Origin of the sequence: Entomohabitans teleogrylli (genome assembly GCF_001484765.1) — a bacterium.
GTDB classification, from domain to species: domain Bacteria; phylum Pseudomonadota; class Gammaproteobacteria; order Enterobacterales; family Enterobacteriaceae; genus Entomohabitans; species Entomohabitans teleogrylli.
Genome location: NZ_LLXO01000007.1, coordinates 87,317 through 104,795, shown reverse-complemented (window position 1 = coordinate 104,795; position 17,479 = coordinate 87,317). Strand labels below are relative to the sequence as shown.

At 56.7% G+C, this 17,479-nt stretch carries 17 protein-coding genes; 7 read left to right on the top strand and 10 right to left on the bottom strand.

Annotation, left to right across the window (positions count from 1 at the left end; translation table 11 throughout):
* Positions 1 to 7: 7 nt before the first annotated feature.
* Entirely contained in the window at positions 8 to 1,156 is a 1,149-nt protein-coding gene (gene carA / locus AQ981_RS13185) for a glutamine-hydrolyzing carbamoyl-phosphate synthase small subunit (RefSeq protein WP_058912200.1), read from the bottom strand.
* A 197-nt stretch (positions 1,157 to 1,353) separates the two neighbouring features.
* Here carA and AQ981_RS27655 point away from each other — a divergent pair, with 197 nt between their 5' ends.
* The gene (locus AQ981_RS27655; RefSeq protein ID WP_154675939.1) at positions 1,354 to 1,584 is read left to right on the top strand and encodes a hypothetical protein; all 231 of its coding nucleotides are present in this window, start codon (positions 1,354 to 1,356) and stop codon (positions 1,582 to 1,584) included.
* 38 nt (positions 1,585 to 1,622) lie between these two features.
* On the opposite strand, the gene dapB is transcribed toward AQ981_RS27655, so the two are convergent.
* From dapB to citC, 7 genes are all read right to left on the bottom strand, one after another.
* Positions 1,623 to 2,444, bottom strand: coding sequence for a 4-hydroxy-tetrahydrodipicolinate reductase (gene dapB / locus AQ981_RS13180; protein ID WP_058912199.1), 822 nt, complete (start codon positions 2,442 to 2,444; stop codon positions 1,623 to 1,625).
* Positions 2,445 to 2,715: 271 nt separating this feature from the next.
* A complete protein-coding gene (citG, locus tag AQ981_RS13175) occupies positions 2,716 to 3,621 on the bottom strand; it encodes a triphosphoribosyl-dephospho-CoA synthase CitG (protein WP_058912198.1) in 906 nt (301 codons plus the stop codon).
* Positions 3,560 to 4,153 (bottom strand): citrate lyase holo-[acyl-carrier protein] synthase, encoded by a 594-nt coding sequence (citX, locus tag AQ981_RS13170; RefSeq protein ID WP_058912197.1) that lies wholly within the window; start codon positions 4,151 to 4,153, stop codon positions 3,560 to 3,562. The genes citG and citX overlap by 62 nt, the downstream gene beginning before the upstream one ends.
* A complete protein-coding gene (gene citF, locus AQ981_RS13165; protein WP_058912196.1) occupies positions 4,153 to 5,673 on the bottom strand; it encodes a citrate lyase subunit alpha in 1,521 nt (506 codons plus the stop codon). The genes citX and citF overlap by 1 nt, the downstream gene beginning before the upstream one ends.
* A gap of 10 nt (positions 5,674 to 5,683) precedes the next feature.
* The gene (gene citE, locus AQ981_RS13160; RefSeq protein ID WP_058912195.1) at positions 5,684 to 6,553 is read right to left on the bottom strand and encodes a citrate (pro-3S)-lyase subunit beta; all 870 of its coding nucleotides are present in this window, start codon (positions 6,551 to 6,553) and stop codon (positions 5,684 to 5,686) included.
* A complete protein-coding gene (gene citD / locus AQ981_RS13155) occupies positions 6,550 to 6,843 on the bottom strand; it encodes a citrate lyase acyl carrier protein (protein ID WP_058912194.1) in 294 nt (97 codons plus the stop codon). Before citD ends, citE begins: the two co-directional genes overlap by 4 nt.
* Positions 6,844 to 6,875: 32 nt before the next feature.
* A complete protein-coding gene (gene citC / locus AQ981_RS13150; protein ID WP_058912193.1) occupies positions 6,876 to 7,907 on the bottom strand; it encodes a [citrate (pro-3S)-lyase] ligase in 1,032 nt (343 codons plus the stop codon).
* Positions 7,908 to 8,169: 262 nt separating this feature from the next.
* On the opposite strand from citC, the gene citS reads away from it, so the two are divergent.
* The 6 genes from citS to citB all read left to right on the top strand — a co-directional run bounded on the left by citS (position 8,170) and on the right by citB (position 15,421).
* Positions 8,170 to 9,510 (top strand): citrate/sodium symporter CitS, encoded by a 1,341-nt coding sequence (citS, locus tag AQ981_RS13145; protein ID WP_058912192.1) that lies wholly within the window; start codon positions 8,170 to 8,172, stop codon positions 9,508 to 9,510.
* 143 nt (positions 9,511 to 9,653) lie between these two features.
* Positions 9,654 to 9,902 (top strand): oxaloacetate decarboxylase subunit gamma, encoded by a 249-nt coding sequence (locus AQ981_RS13140; RefSeq protein ID WP_058912191.1) that lies wholly within the window; start codon positions 9,654 to 9,656, stop codon positions 9,900 to 9,902.
* Positions 9,903 to 9,928: 26 nt separating this feature from the next.
* The gene (gene oadA, locus AQ981_RS13135) at positions 9,929 to 11,713 is read left to right on the top strand and encodes a sodium-extruding oxaloacetate decarboxylase subunit alpha (RefSeq protein ID WP_058912375.1); all 1,785 of its coding nucleotides are present in this window, start codon (positions 9,929 to 9,931) and stop codon (positions 11,711 to 11,713) included.
* Between the two features lie 10 nt (positions 11,714 to 11,723).
* Positions 11,724 to 13,025 (top strand): oxaloacetate decarboxylase subunit beta, encoded by a 1,302-nt coding sequence (locus AQ981_RS13130; RefSeq protein WP_058912190.1) that lies wholly within the window; start codon positions 11,724 to 11,726, stop codon positions 13,023 to 13,025.
* 76 nt (positions 13,026 to 13,101) lie between these two features.
* A complete protein-coding gene (gene citA / locus AQ981_RS13125) occupies positions 13,102 to 14,730 on the top strand; it encodes a citrate sensor histidine kinase CitA (RefSeq protein ID WP_058912374.1) in 1,629 nt (542 codons plus the stop codon).
* Positions 14,723 to 15,421, top strand: a complete 699-nt coding sequence (gene citB, locus AQ981_RS13120; RefSeq protein ID WP_058912189.1) for a citrate response regulator transcription factor CitB — start codon at positions 14,723 to 14,725, stop codon at positions 15,419 to 15,421. Before citA ends, citB begins: the two co-directional genes overlap by 8 nt.
* A 142-nt stretch (positions 15,422 to 15,563) precedes the next feature.
* Here citB and AQ981_RS13115 read toward each other — a convergent pair whose 3' ends face one another.
* Positions 15,564 to 16,274: an SDR family NAD(P)-dependent oxidoreductase gene (locus AQ981_RS13115; RefSeq protein WP_058912188.1), complete on the bottom strand. Its 711-nt coding sequence runs from the start codon at positions 16,272 to 16,274 to the stop codon at positions 15,564 to 15,566.
* Entirely contained in the window at positions 16,271 to 17,470 is a 1,200-nt protein-coding gene (locus AQ981_RS13110) for an XAC2610-related protein (protein ID WP_058912187.1), read from the bottom strand. Before AQ981_RS13110 ends, AQ981_RS13115 begins: the two co-directional genes overlap by 4 nt.
* Between the last annotated feature and the right edge of the window lie 9 nt (positions 17,471 to 17,479).

The window sequence follows — 17,479 nt, the reverse complement described above, 5'->3', positions numbered from 1 at the left end:
CTCCCGATTACTTAGCGTTTTTACGGTACTGCTGGATTAACTCAATAAAATGGTCGAACAGCGGCGCGGCATCGTGCGGTCCGGGGCTGGCTTCCGGGTGTCCCTGGAAGCTGAACGCCGGTTTATCGGTGCGATGGATACCCTGCAGGGTGCCGTCAAACAGCGATTTGTGCGTGGCGCGCAGCGTGGCCGGCAGAGTGGCTTCATCCACGGCAAAGCCATGGTTCTGAGCGGTAATCATCACGGTATTGTTATCCAAATCTTTGACCGGATGGTTGCCGCCGTGGTGACCGAACTTCATCTTGACGGTTTTCGCGCCGCTGGCCAGCGCCAGTAACTGGTGGCCGAGGCAGATGCCGAATACCGGGATGTCGGTTTCCAGGAAAGACTGAATCGCCGCGATAGCGTAATCGCACGGCGCCGGGTCGCCAGGACCGTTGGACAGGAAAATACCGTCCGGATTCATTTTCAGTACCTCTTCCGCCGGGGTCTGGGCCGGCACCACCGTCAGGCGACACCCTCTGTCCACCAGCATGCGCAGGATATTGCGCTTGGCGCCAAAGTCGTAGGCCACCACGTGGAACGGCAGCTCGCTTTCGCTGCGCGCTTCCGGCAGGCCGCCTTTCAGCGTCCAGCTTCCCTGAGTCCAGGAGTATGACGCGGCGGTAGTGACTTCTTTTGCCAGATCCATCCCGTTAAGGCCGGCGAAGGCTTGCGCTTTTTCCAGCGCCAGTGCGGCATCCGGGTTATCTCCGGCGATGATGCAGCCGTTCTGGGCGCCCTTCTCCGCCAGCAGACGAGTCAACTTACGGGTATCGATATCGGCAATCGCCACAATGTTATGGCGCTTAAGGTATGAAGAGAGGTCTTCGGTATTGCGGTAGTTGCTGGCGATAAGCGGCAGGTCACGAATGACGAGGCCTTGCGCATGTACCCGGGAAGATTCTTCATCAGCGTCGTTAGTGCCGACATTACCAATATGGGGATAAGTGAGAGTGACGATTTGGCGGGAGTAGGAAGGATCAGTAAGGATTTCTTGATAACCGGTCATTGAGGTATTGAAAACGACTTCCCCAACTGCCGTGCCCGATGCTCCTATGGCCCGACCATAAAACTGGGTTCCGTCTTCCAGAACCAATAGCGCTGACTTAATCAAAACACCCTCCAGAGAATATTCACTCATTTTATTTGCATATTAATTCATTTCGCAGCCATGAATCAACGCAAAAGTGCTTACCAGGCGAATTTTTGGCAAACGGCGGCATTCTAGAGACAAGAGGTGCAAAAGTCCATCCTTAAGACAACTTTTTCACTGTTTTTTGGCAAACAGATGAAAAACTGCGGGGTAGCCCGGTGAAAAATACAATAAACCGGGTAAAAAAACCGTTTGCCTGGCCAGAAAAATGCAAAATTGCCCGACAGGAGGGTAAAAAAGCAGACCACATGGTCAAAATTTACAATAAAGCAACATTAAAACCACCAGAAACACCTAATTTCAAGCCATTAAAGCAAAAATATAACCAAAACCCATATAAATACAATAAAAATAAAAGGGCAATAAATATTACCCTGCCAATCAAATAATTATGATTGAAATAACCACATCACGTTCGTTTAAAAAATTATAAATCATTCAATCCCAGCACATCGCGCATGTCATAAAGACCTTCTTTTCGCGCTTTAAGCCACAGCGCGGAGCGAACTGCGCCATTAGCAAACGTCATCCGGCTGGAAGCCTTATGGGAAATCTCAATACGTTCGCCGATATCGGCAAACATCGCGGTATGTTCACCGACAATATCCCCGGCGCGTACCGTCGCAAAACCGATACTTCCCGGTACCCGCTCGCCGGTATGGCCTTCCCGGGCATACACCGCACAGTCGCGCAGATCTTTATTCAGCGCTCCGGCAATCGCTTCCCCCATCGCCAGCGCGGTGCCGGACGGCGCATCCACTTTATGACGGTGATGCGCTTCAATAATTTCGATATCGGTATAGTCACCCATCACTCTGGCGGCTTTCTCAAGCAGCCTGAGCATCACATTTACGCCGACACTGAAGTTAGCGGCGAAGACAATCGGGATCGACTGGCTGGCGTCGCGAATCGCCTGTTTCCCCGCCTCATCAAACCCGGTAGTGCCAATCACCATGCCTTTACCACGATCGCGGCAGAACGCCAGATGCGCCAGCGTGCCCTCCGGGCGGGTAAAATCAATAAATACGTCGAAATCGTCGGCGACCGCCGCCAGGCTGCTGTGTACCACCACGCCGGTTTTCCCGACCCCGGCCAGTTCCCCGGCATCGCTGCCCAGCAGAGACGACCCTTCGCGCTCCAGCGCCGCGCCCAGCGCCACGCCATCCATCTGTAGCGCAGCCTGAATCAGCTGGCGCCCCATGCGTCCGCCCGCGCCGGCAATCGCAACGCGGATTTGTCCATCTTGCATAGCTATACTCTTTTTATGAATGAATGCTTAGAAAACGTTCTCAGGTTACCCAGCCCAACCACAGGCCGCCAGCCGAAAACACCGATAATTAGAAATTTATGACAAAACGACGCTAATATCAGTAAAAGCCTTTATTCCCTTAATAAAAAAAGGGATATAAAACGTCGGAGGCGGGCATTAAATACCGTAACGGGAGAAACAAACAACAAACGCGGCGCCCGGGGAGAGTACACCATCCGGAAAGGAACGCCCCTGGACAGAGGCGTCGATATCAGTTCACAAATAAAGCGCCGGCAGGAAAGTGGCTTAAAAACCAGGTCACCGCCAGCAGATCGGCGCTACCGCCCGGGCTGAGATGACGGGAGATCAGCACATCATCCAGTTGTTGTATCGCCTCAATCCCCTTTTCGCTACAGACTCCACCCTTCCACAGCAAGCGCTGAGCCTGCTGCTGGACAAAGTAAAGCCCCTCAAGTCCGCCCCGCGCCGCCAGCCGGGTATCATCGTTCCACGCCATCAGATGCAGCAGTGTCTGCAGCAGCGCCAGATTACCGTCGCCATGCTGTTCCAGCACCCGGTTAAAGACCGGCAGCGCCTGGGTACGAACCGTACGAAAACCGCTTTCGGCCTCGCCGCGCGCGCCGGTGAGACCAAAGCGTAAAAACAGGGTTTCCCCCAGGCTGGCCCCACCTTCCGCGCCGGATAGTTCACGGGCAACAATATGGCGACAAAAACGCGCCACCTGATCGCACAGGCGGTTTTGCTCTATTGGCTGCCCCTGGGCAGTCAGCCGCCCGGCGGCAGCGCTCAACAGCCCAAAGGAAAAAATAGCGCCCCGGTGCGTATTCACACCGCCGGTAGCGGCCAGCATATCGTGCTCACAGGCCATCCCTACCGGACGCAGCATCACCAGTACTTGTTCCGGCGCCACACCTGCCGCATCAAATCCCAATTCCCAAAATTTTTCCATCCACGGCGTAATCGCCGCGGTGCTGCACTCAAAACTGGCGACATCCATATCCCGGTGCGCACCACTATTGCGCAGGTCCACAAGCCCGGGCTTCGGGGTCAGGCGCAATTCGCTAAGTAATGCCTGATTGACCAGACTGGCCGTTTCACTCGCGTTCAGTGAAGCTCGTGTTCTGAACGGGTTCCTGGTTACACAAATTTCGCTCATACTGATTTATCCTCCCGGCAATCTCATCCAGTAACAGGGATAACTTATGGCGCTGGCTGCGGGCGCAGGCGTGCGCCTCGTCCTGGCAGATCAGGCAGCGGCGCGGCGAATGTCCAAGGCAACGGCGCGACACACCCGCGCCGTCAATATCCACGACGTCGATATCCCATAGCCGCCCCAAAAAATGGTGGTCCTCCAGCGCCGCCATTTGCTGCTTGATAGCCTTTGCCGGCGCGCACAGCGCGCACATCCACTCAGACCCGCTATCGGCGTAAAAGGCCTCTTCCCACACCGTTGTCCAGCCCATTTGCCGGCAGCAGTGGGTTATCGCCCCGATGCCGTAGCCCATCAGGCGCCGATACACGGCGCTATCCTTGACCGGGCCGGGGGTCACCAGCGACAGCGAGATTAGCGGTAGCCGATAACATTGCAGCGCATGATGCTGACGGGCCACGCGCCGCTCTCTGGCGCGCAACATCTCCTGCAACGTGACAGCGCGCCCCTGGGGCTGCGCTGTACTGACGTCCGCCATCACGGTTTAACCTGGCGAATCACATCCAGCACCGATCCATCGCGGTAGCGCACTACCGCCACGATGCGATCGCTGAAGGCGATCGGTTGCGGTTTGCCGGTCAATTGTTCGGCCCGTTGTTGCAGCGCTTCAATGGTGTACAGGGGGATCTCCGCCGCACGCAGCCTGTCAATCAGATCCTGGCGCGCCGGGTTGACGGCAATACCGTGATCGGTAACCAGCACATCCACGCTGGCGCCCGGAGTAATGGTGGTGAGCACCTTTTCCACCACCGTGGGAATACGACCACGCACCAGCGGCGCGGTGATAATGGTGAGGTCGGCGCCAGCCGCGGTATCACTATGGCCGCCTGAAGCGCCGCGCAGCACACCGTTTGAGCCGGTCATCACATTGACATTGAAATTCACGTCGATCTCCAGCGCGCTGAGCATCACCACATTCAACCGCTCACAGGCCGCGCCTTTAGAACTCGGGCAGGCATACTGATTGGCGGAGATTTCAATATGATGCGGATTCTGGCTCAGGGAACGGGCGGCATCGGCATCAAAAGACTGAGTATCAAGTAACGCTTTGATCAGCCCTTTCTCATGTAAATCCACCATCGTGCCAGTGATACCGCCCAGGCCAAAGCCGGCGCAAATGCCGTGACGGCGCATTTTCTCTTCCAGAAAACGGGTCACCGCCAGCGAAGCACCGCCGGTACCGGTTTGCAGAGAGAAGCCATGGGTAAAGTAACCGGAATGCTCGATAACCTCCGCCGCCTGTCGGGCAATCAGCAGCTCGCGCGGGTTACTGGACAGCCGGATCGCCCCGGCCATGATTTTCGCCGGATCGCCCACTTCGTCCACCTGCACAATCAAATCCACCTGGTCCTGGGAAATGCTCGCCGGATAGTTGGGGTAATCCACCCAGGCTTCGGTCAGTAACACCACACGGCGGGCATACTGCGCATCCACCCGGGCGTATCCCAAAGAACCGCAACGCGACTTGCCGCTAAAGCCGTTGGCATTGCCGAATTCATCGCAGCACGGTACCCCAAGAAAAGCGACATCAATCTGCAACTCGCCGCTGTGGATCAAATGCACCCGACCGCCGTGAGAGTGAATTTGCACCGGGTTTTCCATCAACCCGGCCGAGATAGCCTCCCCGAGCTCACCGCGCAGTCCGGAAGTGTAGATCTGACGAATAACGCCATTTTTAATATGTTCGATCAGCGGCCAGTGGGCATCAATCAACGAACTGGAAGCCAGGGTCAGATCGCGAAACCCCATCTCCGCCAGCTTCGCCACCACCAGATTGACCACTTTATCCCCACCGCGAAACGCATGGTGGAAAGAGATAGTCATACCGTTCTGCAATCCTGAGCGACGGATCGCTGTTTCCAGGGAGTCGCACACTTTGCGCTGGCGCTTTTGCGCTTCGTCCACCAGCCACGGACTGCGCGCAGTGACCCCCTGATAAGGTTCCAGTCCCTGCGGCATTACATACTGCTGGTTCAGCATCTCTACGGTTGGTTTCATTTTTAGCTCCTTAATCACGAACGCCGAACGCCGACAGGGCCACCACCTTGCGGGCATGTTCAATAATCGGACCGTCCACCATCTTGCCGTTCAGCGACACGACGCCCAGTCCACGCTCCTGCGCTTCCTGCGCGGCGGCAATCACGTCATGGGCATGACTGACCTCCTGGCGGCTCGGGGCATACGCGTTATGCAACAGCTCAATCTGGCGCGGATTCACCAACGATTTTCCGTCGAATCCCAGCCCGCGAATCAGTTGTACCTCTTTCAGGAAACCGGCTTCATCATTGATGTCGGACCACACCACGTCATAAGCGGCGATACCGGCCACCCGGGCGGCATGCAGAACAGCGCAGCGGGCATAAAACAGTTCTGAGCCATCGCCGCGACTGGTGCCCATATCCATCACATAATCAAACGCCGCCAGCGCAATCGCGCTCATTCGCGCGCTACAAGTGGCGATCTCCACGGCGTTCACCACCCCCTGCGCTGACTCCACCGCCGCCATAATTCGGGTACTGCCGGGCACACGTCCGCATTGCTCTTCAATCCGGGCGATATGCGCCTCAAGGGTCAAGACATCCTCTTTAGTGTTGGTTTTCGGCAAACGCACCATGTCCACCCCGGCGCGCACCACGGCCTCCAGATCGTCCAGCCCGAACGGCGTATCCAGTGGATTAATACGCACGACCGTTTCAATGTTTTGATAAAAGGGGTGCTGTAGCGCGTGGTACACCAGCAGGCGGGCACTGTCTTTTTCACGTAACGCTACCGCGTCTTCAAGATCGAACATCACGGCGTCAGCGCCGTAAACAAACGAGGTGCTCAACATCGCGGCATTGGCCCCCGGAATAAACAACATGCTACGACGTAATTTCATAACACCTCCCACTGCGGCTGAGCGATATCGGCGGCGCGCAGCGCGGCGGCCTGTACCCGGGCGCGTAGTACACACTCCAGCGCCCCTTTGTCGTTGACCGCCACCTGGGCGCAGGTAACGCCCAGTCGCGCCAGGGTGTCGCGCACCACCTGCTCAATCGCAGCGCCAAACTGTTTAATCACCAGGCTTTCCAGCTCAAGGTGGATACCCTGACTGGCGCCAGGGCCGATCCTGACCAGCGCATCGCTGGATTCCAGCGTGCCGGCAAGGGCGTCTTTAATGATTTCCATAGGTACGGTTCCTTGAATTAACGGAGAACATATCAGGCAGTCTGCGTCTGGCTGGCGGCCAGACGCTGCAGAAAACTCAGCGTGGTATCAGGCACCAGCGGAGCAATAGCCCGCCAGTCGCGCTGCGCATAGAGCGCGCGCACCCGCGATGCGGAAACCGGCGCGCCGTTCAATGCCAGGCGCTTCAATTCCACTACGTCGACAGGCGCTGCCGAACAGTCGGTCAGTAACAGCTGTTGCCGCATACGGCGGTTATAGGCGCGGGTCAACGCACACAGCGGCTCATCGCCTACATAGCGGTGGGTAATTCCCAGCGCCGGCGCCAGGCGCTCGCGAAACAGTTGCAGGTCTATGCGGCAGTGGCAGTCGTCCACCACGCCGCTGTCCTTGAGGAAGTAACCCGGGAAGGTAGCGCGTGAGATGAGATAAGCGGATCCGGGATGGAGAGTCAGATTTTCAATACCGCTAACGCCCTCTTCAATCAAACGCCAGCGGTCGACATAGCGGAAAAACGACGCATCCTCTTTCACCACAAACAAATGCAGCCAGTCGCAGTCCCGGGCGGCCTGCTCCACCAGCCAGCGATGACCGAGCGTAAACGGGTTGGCGTTCATCACAATGGCGCCAATCTTTTTACCGGGCTGGCGATACAGCGCCAGTTGACGGCAGTAGCGCGATAGCCGCTCGCTGCTGTTTTCCATCAGCACCGCCTCATCCCCGGCCCGGGCGATAGGCCAGAAACCGGCGCCGGAGAACAGACGGATGTTTTTTGGCCGGGTAAACAGAAACAGTTCACTGCGCTGCCACTCATACGCCAGCGTCAGCAATTCCGTCAGGAGCTTCAGGCCAAGGCCCTCCCCGTGAAGCGCAGGATCGACAGCAATGCACTTCAGGACATTCCCGGCGATCGCCCCACAGCCGACAATGGCGCCGCCGGCCCGGGCAATGACCGCCGCCTCGCAGTCCTCTTCCAGACGCAGCCCGGCGTCGACCAGAAAATCGCTTATCACCTGGCGAGACAACGTATTATGTAGCGGCGCTACACGATTCAGGACAATATTCATTATATTTCTGATTCGCTAATTGAGACTGGCGATATTTCGCCATCCTTCAACAATGGGTTCTTTTATGTCAGTCACAATTACCATGCTATTTTAAATCACTTTATGGTTTTTATGTTGTTAATTAATTCGGGAAAATAAAAAAATTAAATTAATTAAAAACACGACAGTAAAGTGAAGAAAATCACATCATCCCAGCAGTTACTTTTATTACCATCCTGGTGCCACGCTGTTTCTATTTATCTCATTTACAGGATAATGTCTTATGACCAACATGAGCCAGGCTCCCTCGGTGGAGAAAAAAGGCTTAGCGGATTTACTGGGATTCAGAATCTTTGGTATGCCGCTGCCATTATACGGATTTGCACTAATCACGCTGCTGCTTTCCCATTTTAATGATGCGCTACCCGGCGATCTGGTCGGCGGCTTTTGCCTGATGTTTATTATTGGCGCTATTTTTGGCGAAATAGGTAAGCGGCTGCCAGTATTTAATAAATACATCGGCGGCGCGCCGGTAATGATTTTTCTGGTAGCGGCATGGTTTGTCTATGCCGGCATTTTCAGTGAAAAAGAAGTACAGGCCATCACCAATGTGATGGATGTCAGTAATTTCCTGAATTTATTTATTGCGGTATTAATTACCGGTTCGATTTTGTCGGTAAACCGTAAATTACTGGTGCGCTCACTGCTGGGCTATATACCGACCATTCTGGCGGGTGTACTGGGCGCGGCGCTGTTCGGGATTACCATTGGCCTGTGCTTTGGTATTTCCATCGATCGCATCCTGATGCTGTATGTATTACCGATCATGGGCGGCGGCAACGGCGCCGGGGCGATCCCGCTGTCGGAGATCTATCATTCGGTAACTGGCCGCTCTAAAGAAGAGTACTATTCGACCGCAATTGCGATTCTGACTATCGCCAACATTTTCGCCATCGTTTTTGCCGCCCTGCTCGATATTATCGGTAAAAAATACCCGGCGATGAGCGGCGAAGGAGAACTGGTGCGCAAAGCCTCTTTCCGGGTTGAAGAAGACGAAAAAGCGGGTCAGGTCACCCATCGCGAAATCGCCATCGGCCTGTTGCTGTCCACCACCTGTTTTGTACTGGCCTATGTATTATCCAAAAAACTCCTGCCGGGCTTCGGTACTATCAAGATCCATACTTTCGCGTGGATGGTGCTGATCGTCGCGGCCCTTAACGCCTCCGGCTTGTGTAGCGCGGAAATTAAAGAGGGCGCGAAGCGGCTGTCGAATTTCTTCTCTAAACAGTTGTTATGGGTGCTGATGGTCGGCGTCGGGGTCTGTTATACCGACCTGCAGGAAATCATCGACGCCATCTCTTTTGCCAACGTCATTATCGCCGCGGTCATCGTCATCGGCGCCATCATCGGCGCGGCGGTCGGCGGCTGGTTGATCGGCTTCTACCCGGTCGAAGCCTCTATCACCGCCGGGCTGTGTATGGCTAACCGCGGCGGTTCCGGCGACCTGGAAGTGCTGTCGGCCTGTAATCGAATGCAGCTTATCTCCTATGCCCAAATCTCCTCCCGTCTGGGCGGCGGCATCGTGCTGGTTATCGCCAGCGTGGTATTCGGCATGTTTGTGTAAATGTGAATTTTGCACGGGACGGGGCGCCAAAGGCCGGTTGCAGTCTCAAGGGGAACGCGATCCCCACTCCTTAGCCTGGGGCTCTGCCGCTGACGGCTTCCCCGCTCCCGTGCCCCATAATCTGAGGTTCAACCAGACTCACCATGACAGATGCAGCGCTACTGCGTGAAGGTTTCACGCTAATGTTTTCCGGGATGGGCTTCGTACTGTCCTTCCTTCTGCTTCTTATTCTGGCGATCCGGCTGATGTCCGGCGTCGTAAGCCGGTTCTTCCCCGAACCGGTTACGCCCGCACAGCCTGCCTGCTCCGGGCCGCAAGATGACACCGCGCGACTACGCCCAATCATCGCCGCCGCCATTCATCACCATCGCCGCCTGCGCGGCATACAGTAATTTCAGGGAGCCGTTTTCTCATGACTATGCCTCACCATCCTGTCGCGATCACCGATGTTGTACTGCGCGACGCCCACCAGTCTCTTTTCGCCACCCGTCTGCGGCTTGATGACATGCTACCCGTCGCAGAGCGCCTCGATAGCATCGGCTACCGCTCCCTCGAATGCTGGGGCGGCGCCACCTTTGATGCCTGTATCCGCTTTCTCGGCGAAGATCCCTGGGTCCGCCTGCGCGAACTTAAAAAAGCCATGCCGCGCACGCCTCTGCAAATGCTGCTGCGCGGCCAGAATCTGCTGGGCTATCGCCATTATGCCGACGATGTAGTGGAACGTTTTGTTGAGCGCGCCGTCAGCAACGGTATGGATGTTTTCCGCGTCTTCGACGCCATGAACGATCCGCGCAACATGCAGGCCGCCCTGCGCGCCGTACGCCGCAACGGCGCTCACGCCCAGGGTACCCTCAGTTACACCACCAGCCCGGTCCACACCCTGCAAACCTGGCTCGACCTGACCGAACAGCTACTGGAGACAGGCGTCGACTCCATCGCCATCAAAGATATGTCCGGTATCCTCACCCCGGGAGCCGCCTTTGAACTGGTCAGCGAGATTAAAAAGCGCTATGACGTGGTGCTGCATCTGCACTGCCACGCCACCACCGGTATGGCGGAAATGGCCCTGCTGAAAGCCATTGAAGCCGGTATTGACGGCGTCGACACCGCAATCTCATCAATGAGCGCCACCTACGGCCATCCGGCAACCGAAGCGCTGGTGGCGACACTCGCCGGCACGCCGCGCGACACCGGTCTGAATATCGCCGCACTGGAAAATATCGCCGCCTGGTTCCGGGAAGTGCGTAAGAAGTACCACGCCTTTGAAGGCCAGTTGCGAGGAGTCGACAGCCGTATTCTGGTCGCTCAGGTGCCGGGCGGGATGCTCACTAACCTGGAAAGCCAGTTGAAGCAGCAGAACGCCGCATCGCGTCTCGACGAAGTACTGGCGGAGATCCCACGGGTTCGCGAGGATCTCGGTTATATTCCCCTGGTTACCCCGACCTCCCAGATTGTCGGAACCCAGGCGGTGCTCAATGTTCTGACCGGAGAACGCTACAAAACTATCGCCAGAGAGACCGCCGGTATTCTGAAAGGCGAGTATGGTCATACCCCGGCGCCGGTCAATTCCGCACTACAGGCCAGAGTGCTGGATGGCGCACAGCCTATCTCCTGTCGCCCGGCGGATCTGTTGCAGCCGGAGCTGGCGACGCTGGAAGCGGATATCAAACGCCAGGCGGCGGAAAAAGGCATCACTCTTGCTCAGCAGGCTATTGATGACGTACTTACCGTCGCGCTGTTCCCACAAATCGGCCTGAAATTTCTGGAAAACCGCGGCAATCCGGCGGCTTTTGAAGCCGTCCCTCAGGTGGAAGAGGCACGTCCTGAGCGCCAGGCAGGGGAGAAACCTCCCGCCGTCGGTCCCTGTCTCTATACCGTCGAACTGGAAGGTAAGGCTTTCACCGTCAAAGTGAGTGAGGGTGGAGACATCGCAAGTCTTGCTCCGGTCGCGGCAACCCCGGCAACTCCGGCGGCATCCTCCGGCAGCGCAGGTACCCCGGTCACTGCGCCGCTGGCAGGCAATATCTGGAAGGTGCTGGTGAATGACGGGCAACACGTGGCGGAAGGCGATGTCCTGCTGATTCTGGAAGCCATGAAGATGGAAACCGAAATTCGCGCCGCGCAGAGCGGTGTGGCGAGCGCGATTACCGTGAAGGCCGGTGACGCGGTTGCGGTGGGCGATCGTCTGCTGAATCTGGGGTAATGGAGCGACTATGGAAAGTATTTATGCGCTGCTGAGCGGAACCGGCCTGATGCATCTCTCAGCCGGCCAGGCAGTCATGCTGCTAATCAGTCTGCTGTTGCTGTGGCTGGCGATAGCCAAAAAATTTGAGCCGCTATTGCTGCTGCCGATCGGTTTCGGCGGTCTATTGGCCAATATCCCGGATGCCGGGCTGGCGATGACGGCGCTGGAAAATCTGCTGATCCATGGCGGACCGGATCAACTGACGAAGGTGGCGGGGCTGCTCAACTGTGCCCCGGACGCCCACGCCATCAAAGACGCGCTGGCCATGGCGCTGCCATCGCTTCACTACCAGGCGGAGTCGCTGGCGGCGGATATGGGGTATACCTCTGGCGTACTGGCGGTCTTCTACCAGGTGGCTATCGGTTCCGGTATCGCGCCGCTGGTGATCTTTATGGGCGTCGGGGCGATGACCGATTTCGGGCCTCTGCTGGCCAACCCGCGCACTCTGCTCCTCGGCGCGGCAGCGCAATTCGGTATTTTCGCCACGGTGCTGGGCGCACTGGCGCTCAATGCGCTGGGTTTCATCCACTTTACCCTGCCGCAGGCGGCGTCGATCGGTATTATCGGCGGCGCCGACGGCCCGACGGCGATTTATCTGTCCAGCAAACTGGCGCCGGAACTGCTCGGCGCCATTGCGGTTGCCGCCTACTCCTACATGGCGCTGGTGCCGATGATCCAGCCGCCGATCATGAAACTGCTGACCACTCATCAGGAGCGGAAAATCAGGATGGTGCAGTTGCGCACCGTGGGCAGGCGGGAGAAGATTCTGTTTCCGGTGGTTTTGTTGCTGCTGGTCGCACTGCTGCTGCCGGATGCTGCGCCGCTACTGGGGATGTTCTGCTTTGGCAACCTGATGCGTGAAAGCGGTGTGGTGGAGCGACTGAGCGATACCGTGCAGAACGCCTTGATCAATATTGTCACTATCTTCCTTGGGCTATCGGTGGGGGCTAAACTGGTGGCGGATAAGTTCCTGCAACCGCAAACCCTCGGTATTCTGCTGCTGGGCGTGGTGGCGTTTGCTATCGGTACCGCGGCCGGAGTTCTGATGGCGAAGTTGATGAACAGATTCAGCCGTACCGCCATTAATCCGCTGATTGGCGCCGCCGGGGTGTCGGCCGTCCCCATGGCCGCGCGGGTAGCGAACAAAGTCGGCCTTGAGGCGGACGCCCAGAACTTCCTGTTGATGCATGCGATGGGGCCGAATGTCGCCGGCGTGATAGGTTCCGCGATTGCCGCAGGAGTGATGCTCAAATACATTCTCAATATGTAAAAACATGGTGGCTGTCGCCGCCACTTCTCCGGCATTCAGGTACTATCCAGGGCAGAAATGCGAATTCTGTGCAGATATGTTGAAAAAAAGCATCACAGCATGGTTTACCCAACGCTCTTTCCAGAGCCGAATCTTTTTACTGCTGCTTTTTACCTCTGCGGTAGTGATTCTGGCTATCACATGGTATCTGACGGATACCACTAAAGAACGGCTCCACTACCAGGTCGGGCAGCGGGCGCTGATTCAGGCCATGCAAATCTCCGCCATGCCGGAACTGGTAAAAGCGGTGCAGGAGGATAACCTGGCGAGCATCAAAGCGCTGATCGAACCCATGCGTTCGTTTTCCGACGCCACCTACATTACCGTGGGTGATGAATTTGGCCGTCGCCTGTACCACGTCGAACCGGAAAAGATTGGCAATCCCATGGAGGGCGGCGACAACGAGGCGGCACTGGTAAAAGCGCAAAGCTACGTCTCCGTGCGCAAAGGATCGCTGGGATCGTCGCTGCGCGGCAAATCGCCAATCCAGGACGCCAGCGGCAAAGTTATCGGTATTGTTTCGGTAGGCTATACCATGGAACAACTGGAGAACTGGCTCAATCTCCAGCTCAGTTCCCTGGTGATGCCAATGGCTGCGTTGCTGTTATTTCTGCTGTTGTGTAGCTGGATGTTCTCGGTGCACATCAAAAAGCAAATGTTGAATATGGAGCCCCGGCAGCTCGCCCGCCTGGTGCGCCAGCAAAGTGTGCTGTTTGAATCGGTATTTGAGGGGCTTATCGCTATCGACTCCCGGCATCGTATTACGGCCATCAATCAAACCGCTCGCCGTTTGCTCAATCTTTCGCAACCGGAGCAGGCGCTGATCGGCGAATCGATTGACAGCGTGGTGCAGCCCGCCAGCTTTTTTCACAGCCATTCAGAAGCCAATAAAAAAGATGAAATCGCGGTCTTCAACCAAATCAAAGTGATCGCCAGTCGTATGGGGGTGTTCCTCAGCGGGGTCCCGCACGGTTGGGTGATCAGTTTTCGCAGTAAGGACGATATCAATACCCTGAGCCTGCAACTCAGCCAAATCCAGCAATATGCCGACAACCTGCGCGCCGTCCACCACGAACACCGCAACCTGATCTCCACCATCGCCGGCCTGCTCTATCTGCGTCGTTACGATCACGCGCTGGCGCTGATCCAGCAACAGTCTGAGCATCACCAGAAGGTGCTGGATTTCATTGCCCGCCATTTCCGTAACAACCACCTGGCGGGTCTGTTGATAGGCAAGTATTACCGGGCCAAAGAACTGGGGCTGGAGCTGATTTTTGATCCTGGTTGTTACATCGATACCCTACCGGGCAGTCTGAGCAATAATGAGTGGATTTCGATTGTCGGTAATCTACTGGACAATGCCTACAACGCCACCCTGCGTCGCCCGGGGAGCAATAAGCAAATTGAGTGCCTGATCAATAGTGAAGGACCGGAAGTGGTGATTGAAGTGGCCGACCAGGGGACCGGCATTGATAACCGCATTCGCGAACGCATTTTTGAACGCGGCGTCACCACCAGCGGCAACGGCGATCACGGTATTGGACTTTGGCTGGTGCACAGCTATGTCACTCAGGCTGGCGGCGCCATCGTCATCGAAGACAATATACCGCATGGAACCATCTTCACCCTGTATATTCCCCACACCAGAGAAAATCATCATGGATAGTATTACCACGCTCATTGTAGAGGATGAGCCACTGCTGGCGGAAATCCTGGTCGATACCATCAAACAGTTTTCCCAGTATCAGGTGGTCGGAATCGCTGACAAGCTGGAAAGCGCCCAAAAATTATTGCGTATCTACCAGCCCCAGTTGATTCTGCTGGACAACTTTTTACCTGACGGTAAAGGCCTCGAATTAATTAAATATACGGTCAGCAACAATTACACCGGGCGAATCATTTTTATTACCGCCGACAATCATATGGACACCATCAGTGAAGCAATACGTCTTGGCGTTTTTGATTACCTGATTAAGCCGGTGCATTATCAGCGCCTGCAGCACGCGCTGGAACGCTTTGCCCGTTACCGCAGTTCCCTGCGTTCCAGCGAACAGGCCAGTCAGACTCATGTCGATGCGCTGTTCAACATCCAGGCTAAGGAGTGCCCGCTGTCTCCATCACCGATGATGCGCGGAATTGATGAGACCACCCTGGCGCGGGTTCGCCAGTTATTCCGCGACGAGGAAACCGAACACACCGCCGAGTCGCTGGCCAGGCTGCTGGGCAGCAGCAAAACCACCGCTCGCCGCTATCTCGAACAGGGAATCAAAGACGATTTTCTGGAAGCGGAAATCCATTACGGTAAAGTCGGTAGGCCGGAACGCATCTACCGGGGAAAAAGTAGCGTGACGCAATGAAGCGCTACGCCAGCGCCCCGTCCCGGGCGCCGGCGAATCGGGAGTTTATCGCCAGCAACTCCGCCAGTCATCGCGACGACGGTCGTCCGGGCGCCCTCTGCGATCCGGCATGCGTGCGACAGTCGACGGCGTCGCGCCGTCATTAGCGGTTCAGCGTCCAGTCGAAATCATTGTGATAAATCATCTGGCGGGTCATCCCGCCATCAATACAGATATTCTCGCCGGTAATAAATCCCGCCTTCTCACTGCACAGAAACAGCACCATATGGGCAATATCCAGCGGATTACCCACCCTGCCCGCCGGATGCTGGCTGGCGTCCGGCCCGCTGTAGTGGCGAAAACCGGTATCTATCCAGCCTGGCGAAATGGAGTTCACTCTGACCCGCCCCGCCAGACTCACCGCCAGCGCATGCGTCAGAGCGGCGATCCCGCCTTTGGCGGCGGTATAGCTCTCGGTGTTCGGCTGACTCATCCGATCCCGGGAAGAAGAGATATTGACGATGGATGCCCCGGGGCGAAAGTGCGCCGCAAAGCGTTTGGTCAGCCAGAATGGCGCGCTGACGCCGACGTGCAGCGCCTCGTTAAACTGCGCCCAGCTCAGGTTTTCAATACCGCCATTCATCATCATCGCGTTATTGATCAGGAAATCCACCGCGCCGTGACGATCGATGACCTCATCGGCAAAGCGATTAAGCACCGCTTCATCCGCCAGATCGCCGCTGAACCACGGCCCCGGCTGCCGGTCGATGACACACACCGTCGCGCCGGCGCGCGCAAACTCATCGGCAATGGTTTTACCGATACCGCTCGCACCGCCGGTCACCACGGCCACTTTATGCTCAAACCCGGTCATGATCCCCCCTGTGGATTTTCGGTCTGGCAGAACTTTTCCAGATCTGCAGGCTGGTTTAACACTTTGCGGGTGATCTTATCGCCATCGAGGAACGGCACCTCCGGACACCAGCGCGGCCCATCGGCGCTGTCGGTTTTCTGCCAGCCCGGCGTCTCGGTACGTACCACGAGCGGATCGTCAGCGCGCTGGATCACCGTCTGAACGCCCATGATGTCTATCAGTTCGTCACACACTTCTTTATCAAGAGGAAACGGCGTTAATTTGCCATTACGCTCCTGTAGCGGCCAAATCACATGGCCCTGGCGATATCCGGGAACCACGTAACAGCCATACGCGACTCCCTCGATCAATACAGGCTGAGTATAGCTGCTCCCTTCCTCCACCAGTTCAACATCATCACCATTCCAGCGGTACACATTCACCCCATGGCTGCAACAACTGCCGCGCCAGAAACTGGTGATCCGCTGATGCTGCGCATCAAAATCCGGCGAGGTGATCTCCTGGAAATCGGGCGGCGCGTCGACAAAGCGCTGGCCATCATTGATCCACGTCTGGTAAGGAATATTCGGCCCGGCAGGCAGAAACTGCGCCAATATCAGGTCCGGTATGCCGTCAAAATTCACATCCTGCCATTCGGGAAGGAACATATCGCAGGTTCCCTGCGACACCGTCTCCAGGGTCTGTAGCAATTGACCGTCTTTATACAGCTTAATCGCCGACACTGTCGGCGGCTCACCACAGCGCGCCTGCTGCTCCCGGTCAGGCAACGCGTCCGCCACCAGATGAATTTCCAGCCCGGGATCGTTTGCCGCTACCTGCTCCTTCAGCGCCACTTCCGACTGCCGGGAGCGCGCAGCGTCACTCCAGTTGCCGGTCAGGACGTCGCCATTGCGCGCCAGCGCCCAGTATCCGGTCAGAGGGGCGCCATTACGGCTCTCATCGCGCTCTTCAAGATTGATGGCATTTCCGTCAATGGTGCCACTCAGTCTCAGGGCATAGCGCTTCTGCGCAGCGCAGGGAGCGTAACAGTAGTAGCCGGAAATCAGCGGACCGCGCCTGTCGAGGTTAACTTCGACCTTTTTCCCCGCCACCAGACCGGGAAACGTTTTACTCCATACCGGAAATTCCACGCTCTGCGCGCCGCACACCGCCGGTATCGCCAGCCACATCAACAGCACGCGTTTCAAATCCAACATCCCTGCTCT

What these genes read in the sequence shown, in the direction of transcription:
- dapB (WP_058912199.1), bottom strand. Translation starts at nt 2,444, where the DNA reads ATGCAAGATGGACAAATCCGCGTTGCGATTGCCGGCGCGGGCGGACGC.
- citG (WP_058912198.1), bottom strand. Translation starts at nt 3,621, where the DNA reads ATGAGCGAAATTTGTGTAACCAGGAACCCGTTCAGAACACGAGCTTCA.
- citX (WP_058912197.1), bottom strand. Translation starts at nt 4,153, where the DNA reads ATGGCGGACGTCAGTACAGCGCAGCCCCAGGGGCGCGCTGTCACGTTG.
- citF (WP_058912196.1), bottom strand. Translation starts at nt 5,673, where the DNA reads ATGAAACCAACCGTAGAGATGCTGAACCAGCAGTATGTAATGCCGCAG.
- citE (WP_058912195.1), bottom strand. Translation starts at nt 6,553, where the DNA reads ATGAAATTACGTCGTAGCATGTTGTTTATTCCGGGGGCCAATGCCGCG.
- citD (WP_058912194.1), bottom strand. Translation starts at nt 6,843, where the DNA reads ATGGAAATCATTAAAGACGCCCTTGCCGGCACGCTGGAATCCAGCGAT.
- citC (WP_058912193.1), bottom strand. Translation starts at nt 7,907, where the DNA reads ATGAATATTGTCCTGAATCGTGTAGCGCCGCTACATAATACGTTGTCT.
- citS (WP_058912192.1), top strand. Translation starts at nt 8,170, where the DNA reads ATGACCAACATGAGCCAGGCTCCCTCGGTGGAGAAAAAAGGCTTAGCG.
- AQ981_RS13140 (WP_058912191.1), top strand. Translation starts at nt 9,654, where the DNA reads ATGACAGATGCAGCGCTACTGCGTGAAGGTTTCACGCTAATGTTTTCC.
- oadA (WP_058912375.1), top strand. Translation starts at nt 9,929, where the DNA reads ATGCCTCACCATCCTGTCGCGATCACCGATGTTGTACTGCGCGACGCC.
- AQ981_RS13130 (WP_058912190.1), top strand. Translation starts at nt 11,724, where the DNA reads ATGGAAAGTATTTATGCGCTGCTGAGCGGAACCGGCCTGATGCATCTC.
- citA (WP_058912374.1), top strand. Translation starts at nt 13,102, where the DNA reads ATGTTGAAAAAAAGCATCACAGCATGGTTTACCCAACGCTCTTTCCAG.
- citB (WP_058912189.1), top strand. Translation starts at nt 14,723, where the DNA reads ATGGATAGTATTACCACGCTCATTGTAGAGGATGAGCCACTGCTGGCG.
- AQ981_RS13115 (WP_058912188.1), bottom strand. Translation starts at nt 16,274, where the DNA reads ATGACCGGGTTTGAGCATAAAGTGGCCGTGGTGACCGGCGGTGCGAGC.
- AQ981_RS13110 (WP_058912187.1), bottom strand. Translation starts at nt 17,470, where the DNA reads ATGTTGGATTTGAAACGCGTGCTGTTGATGTGGCTGGCGATACCGGCG.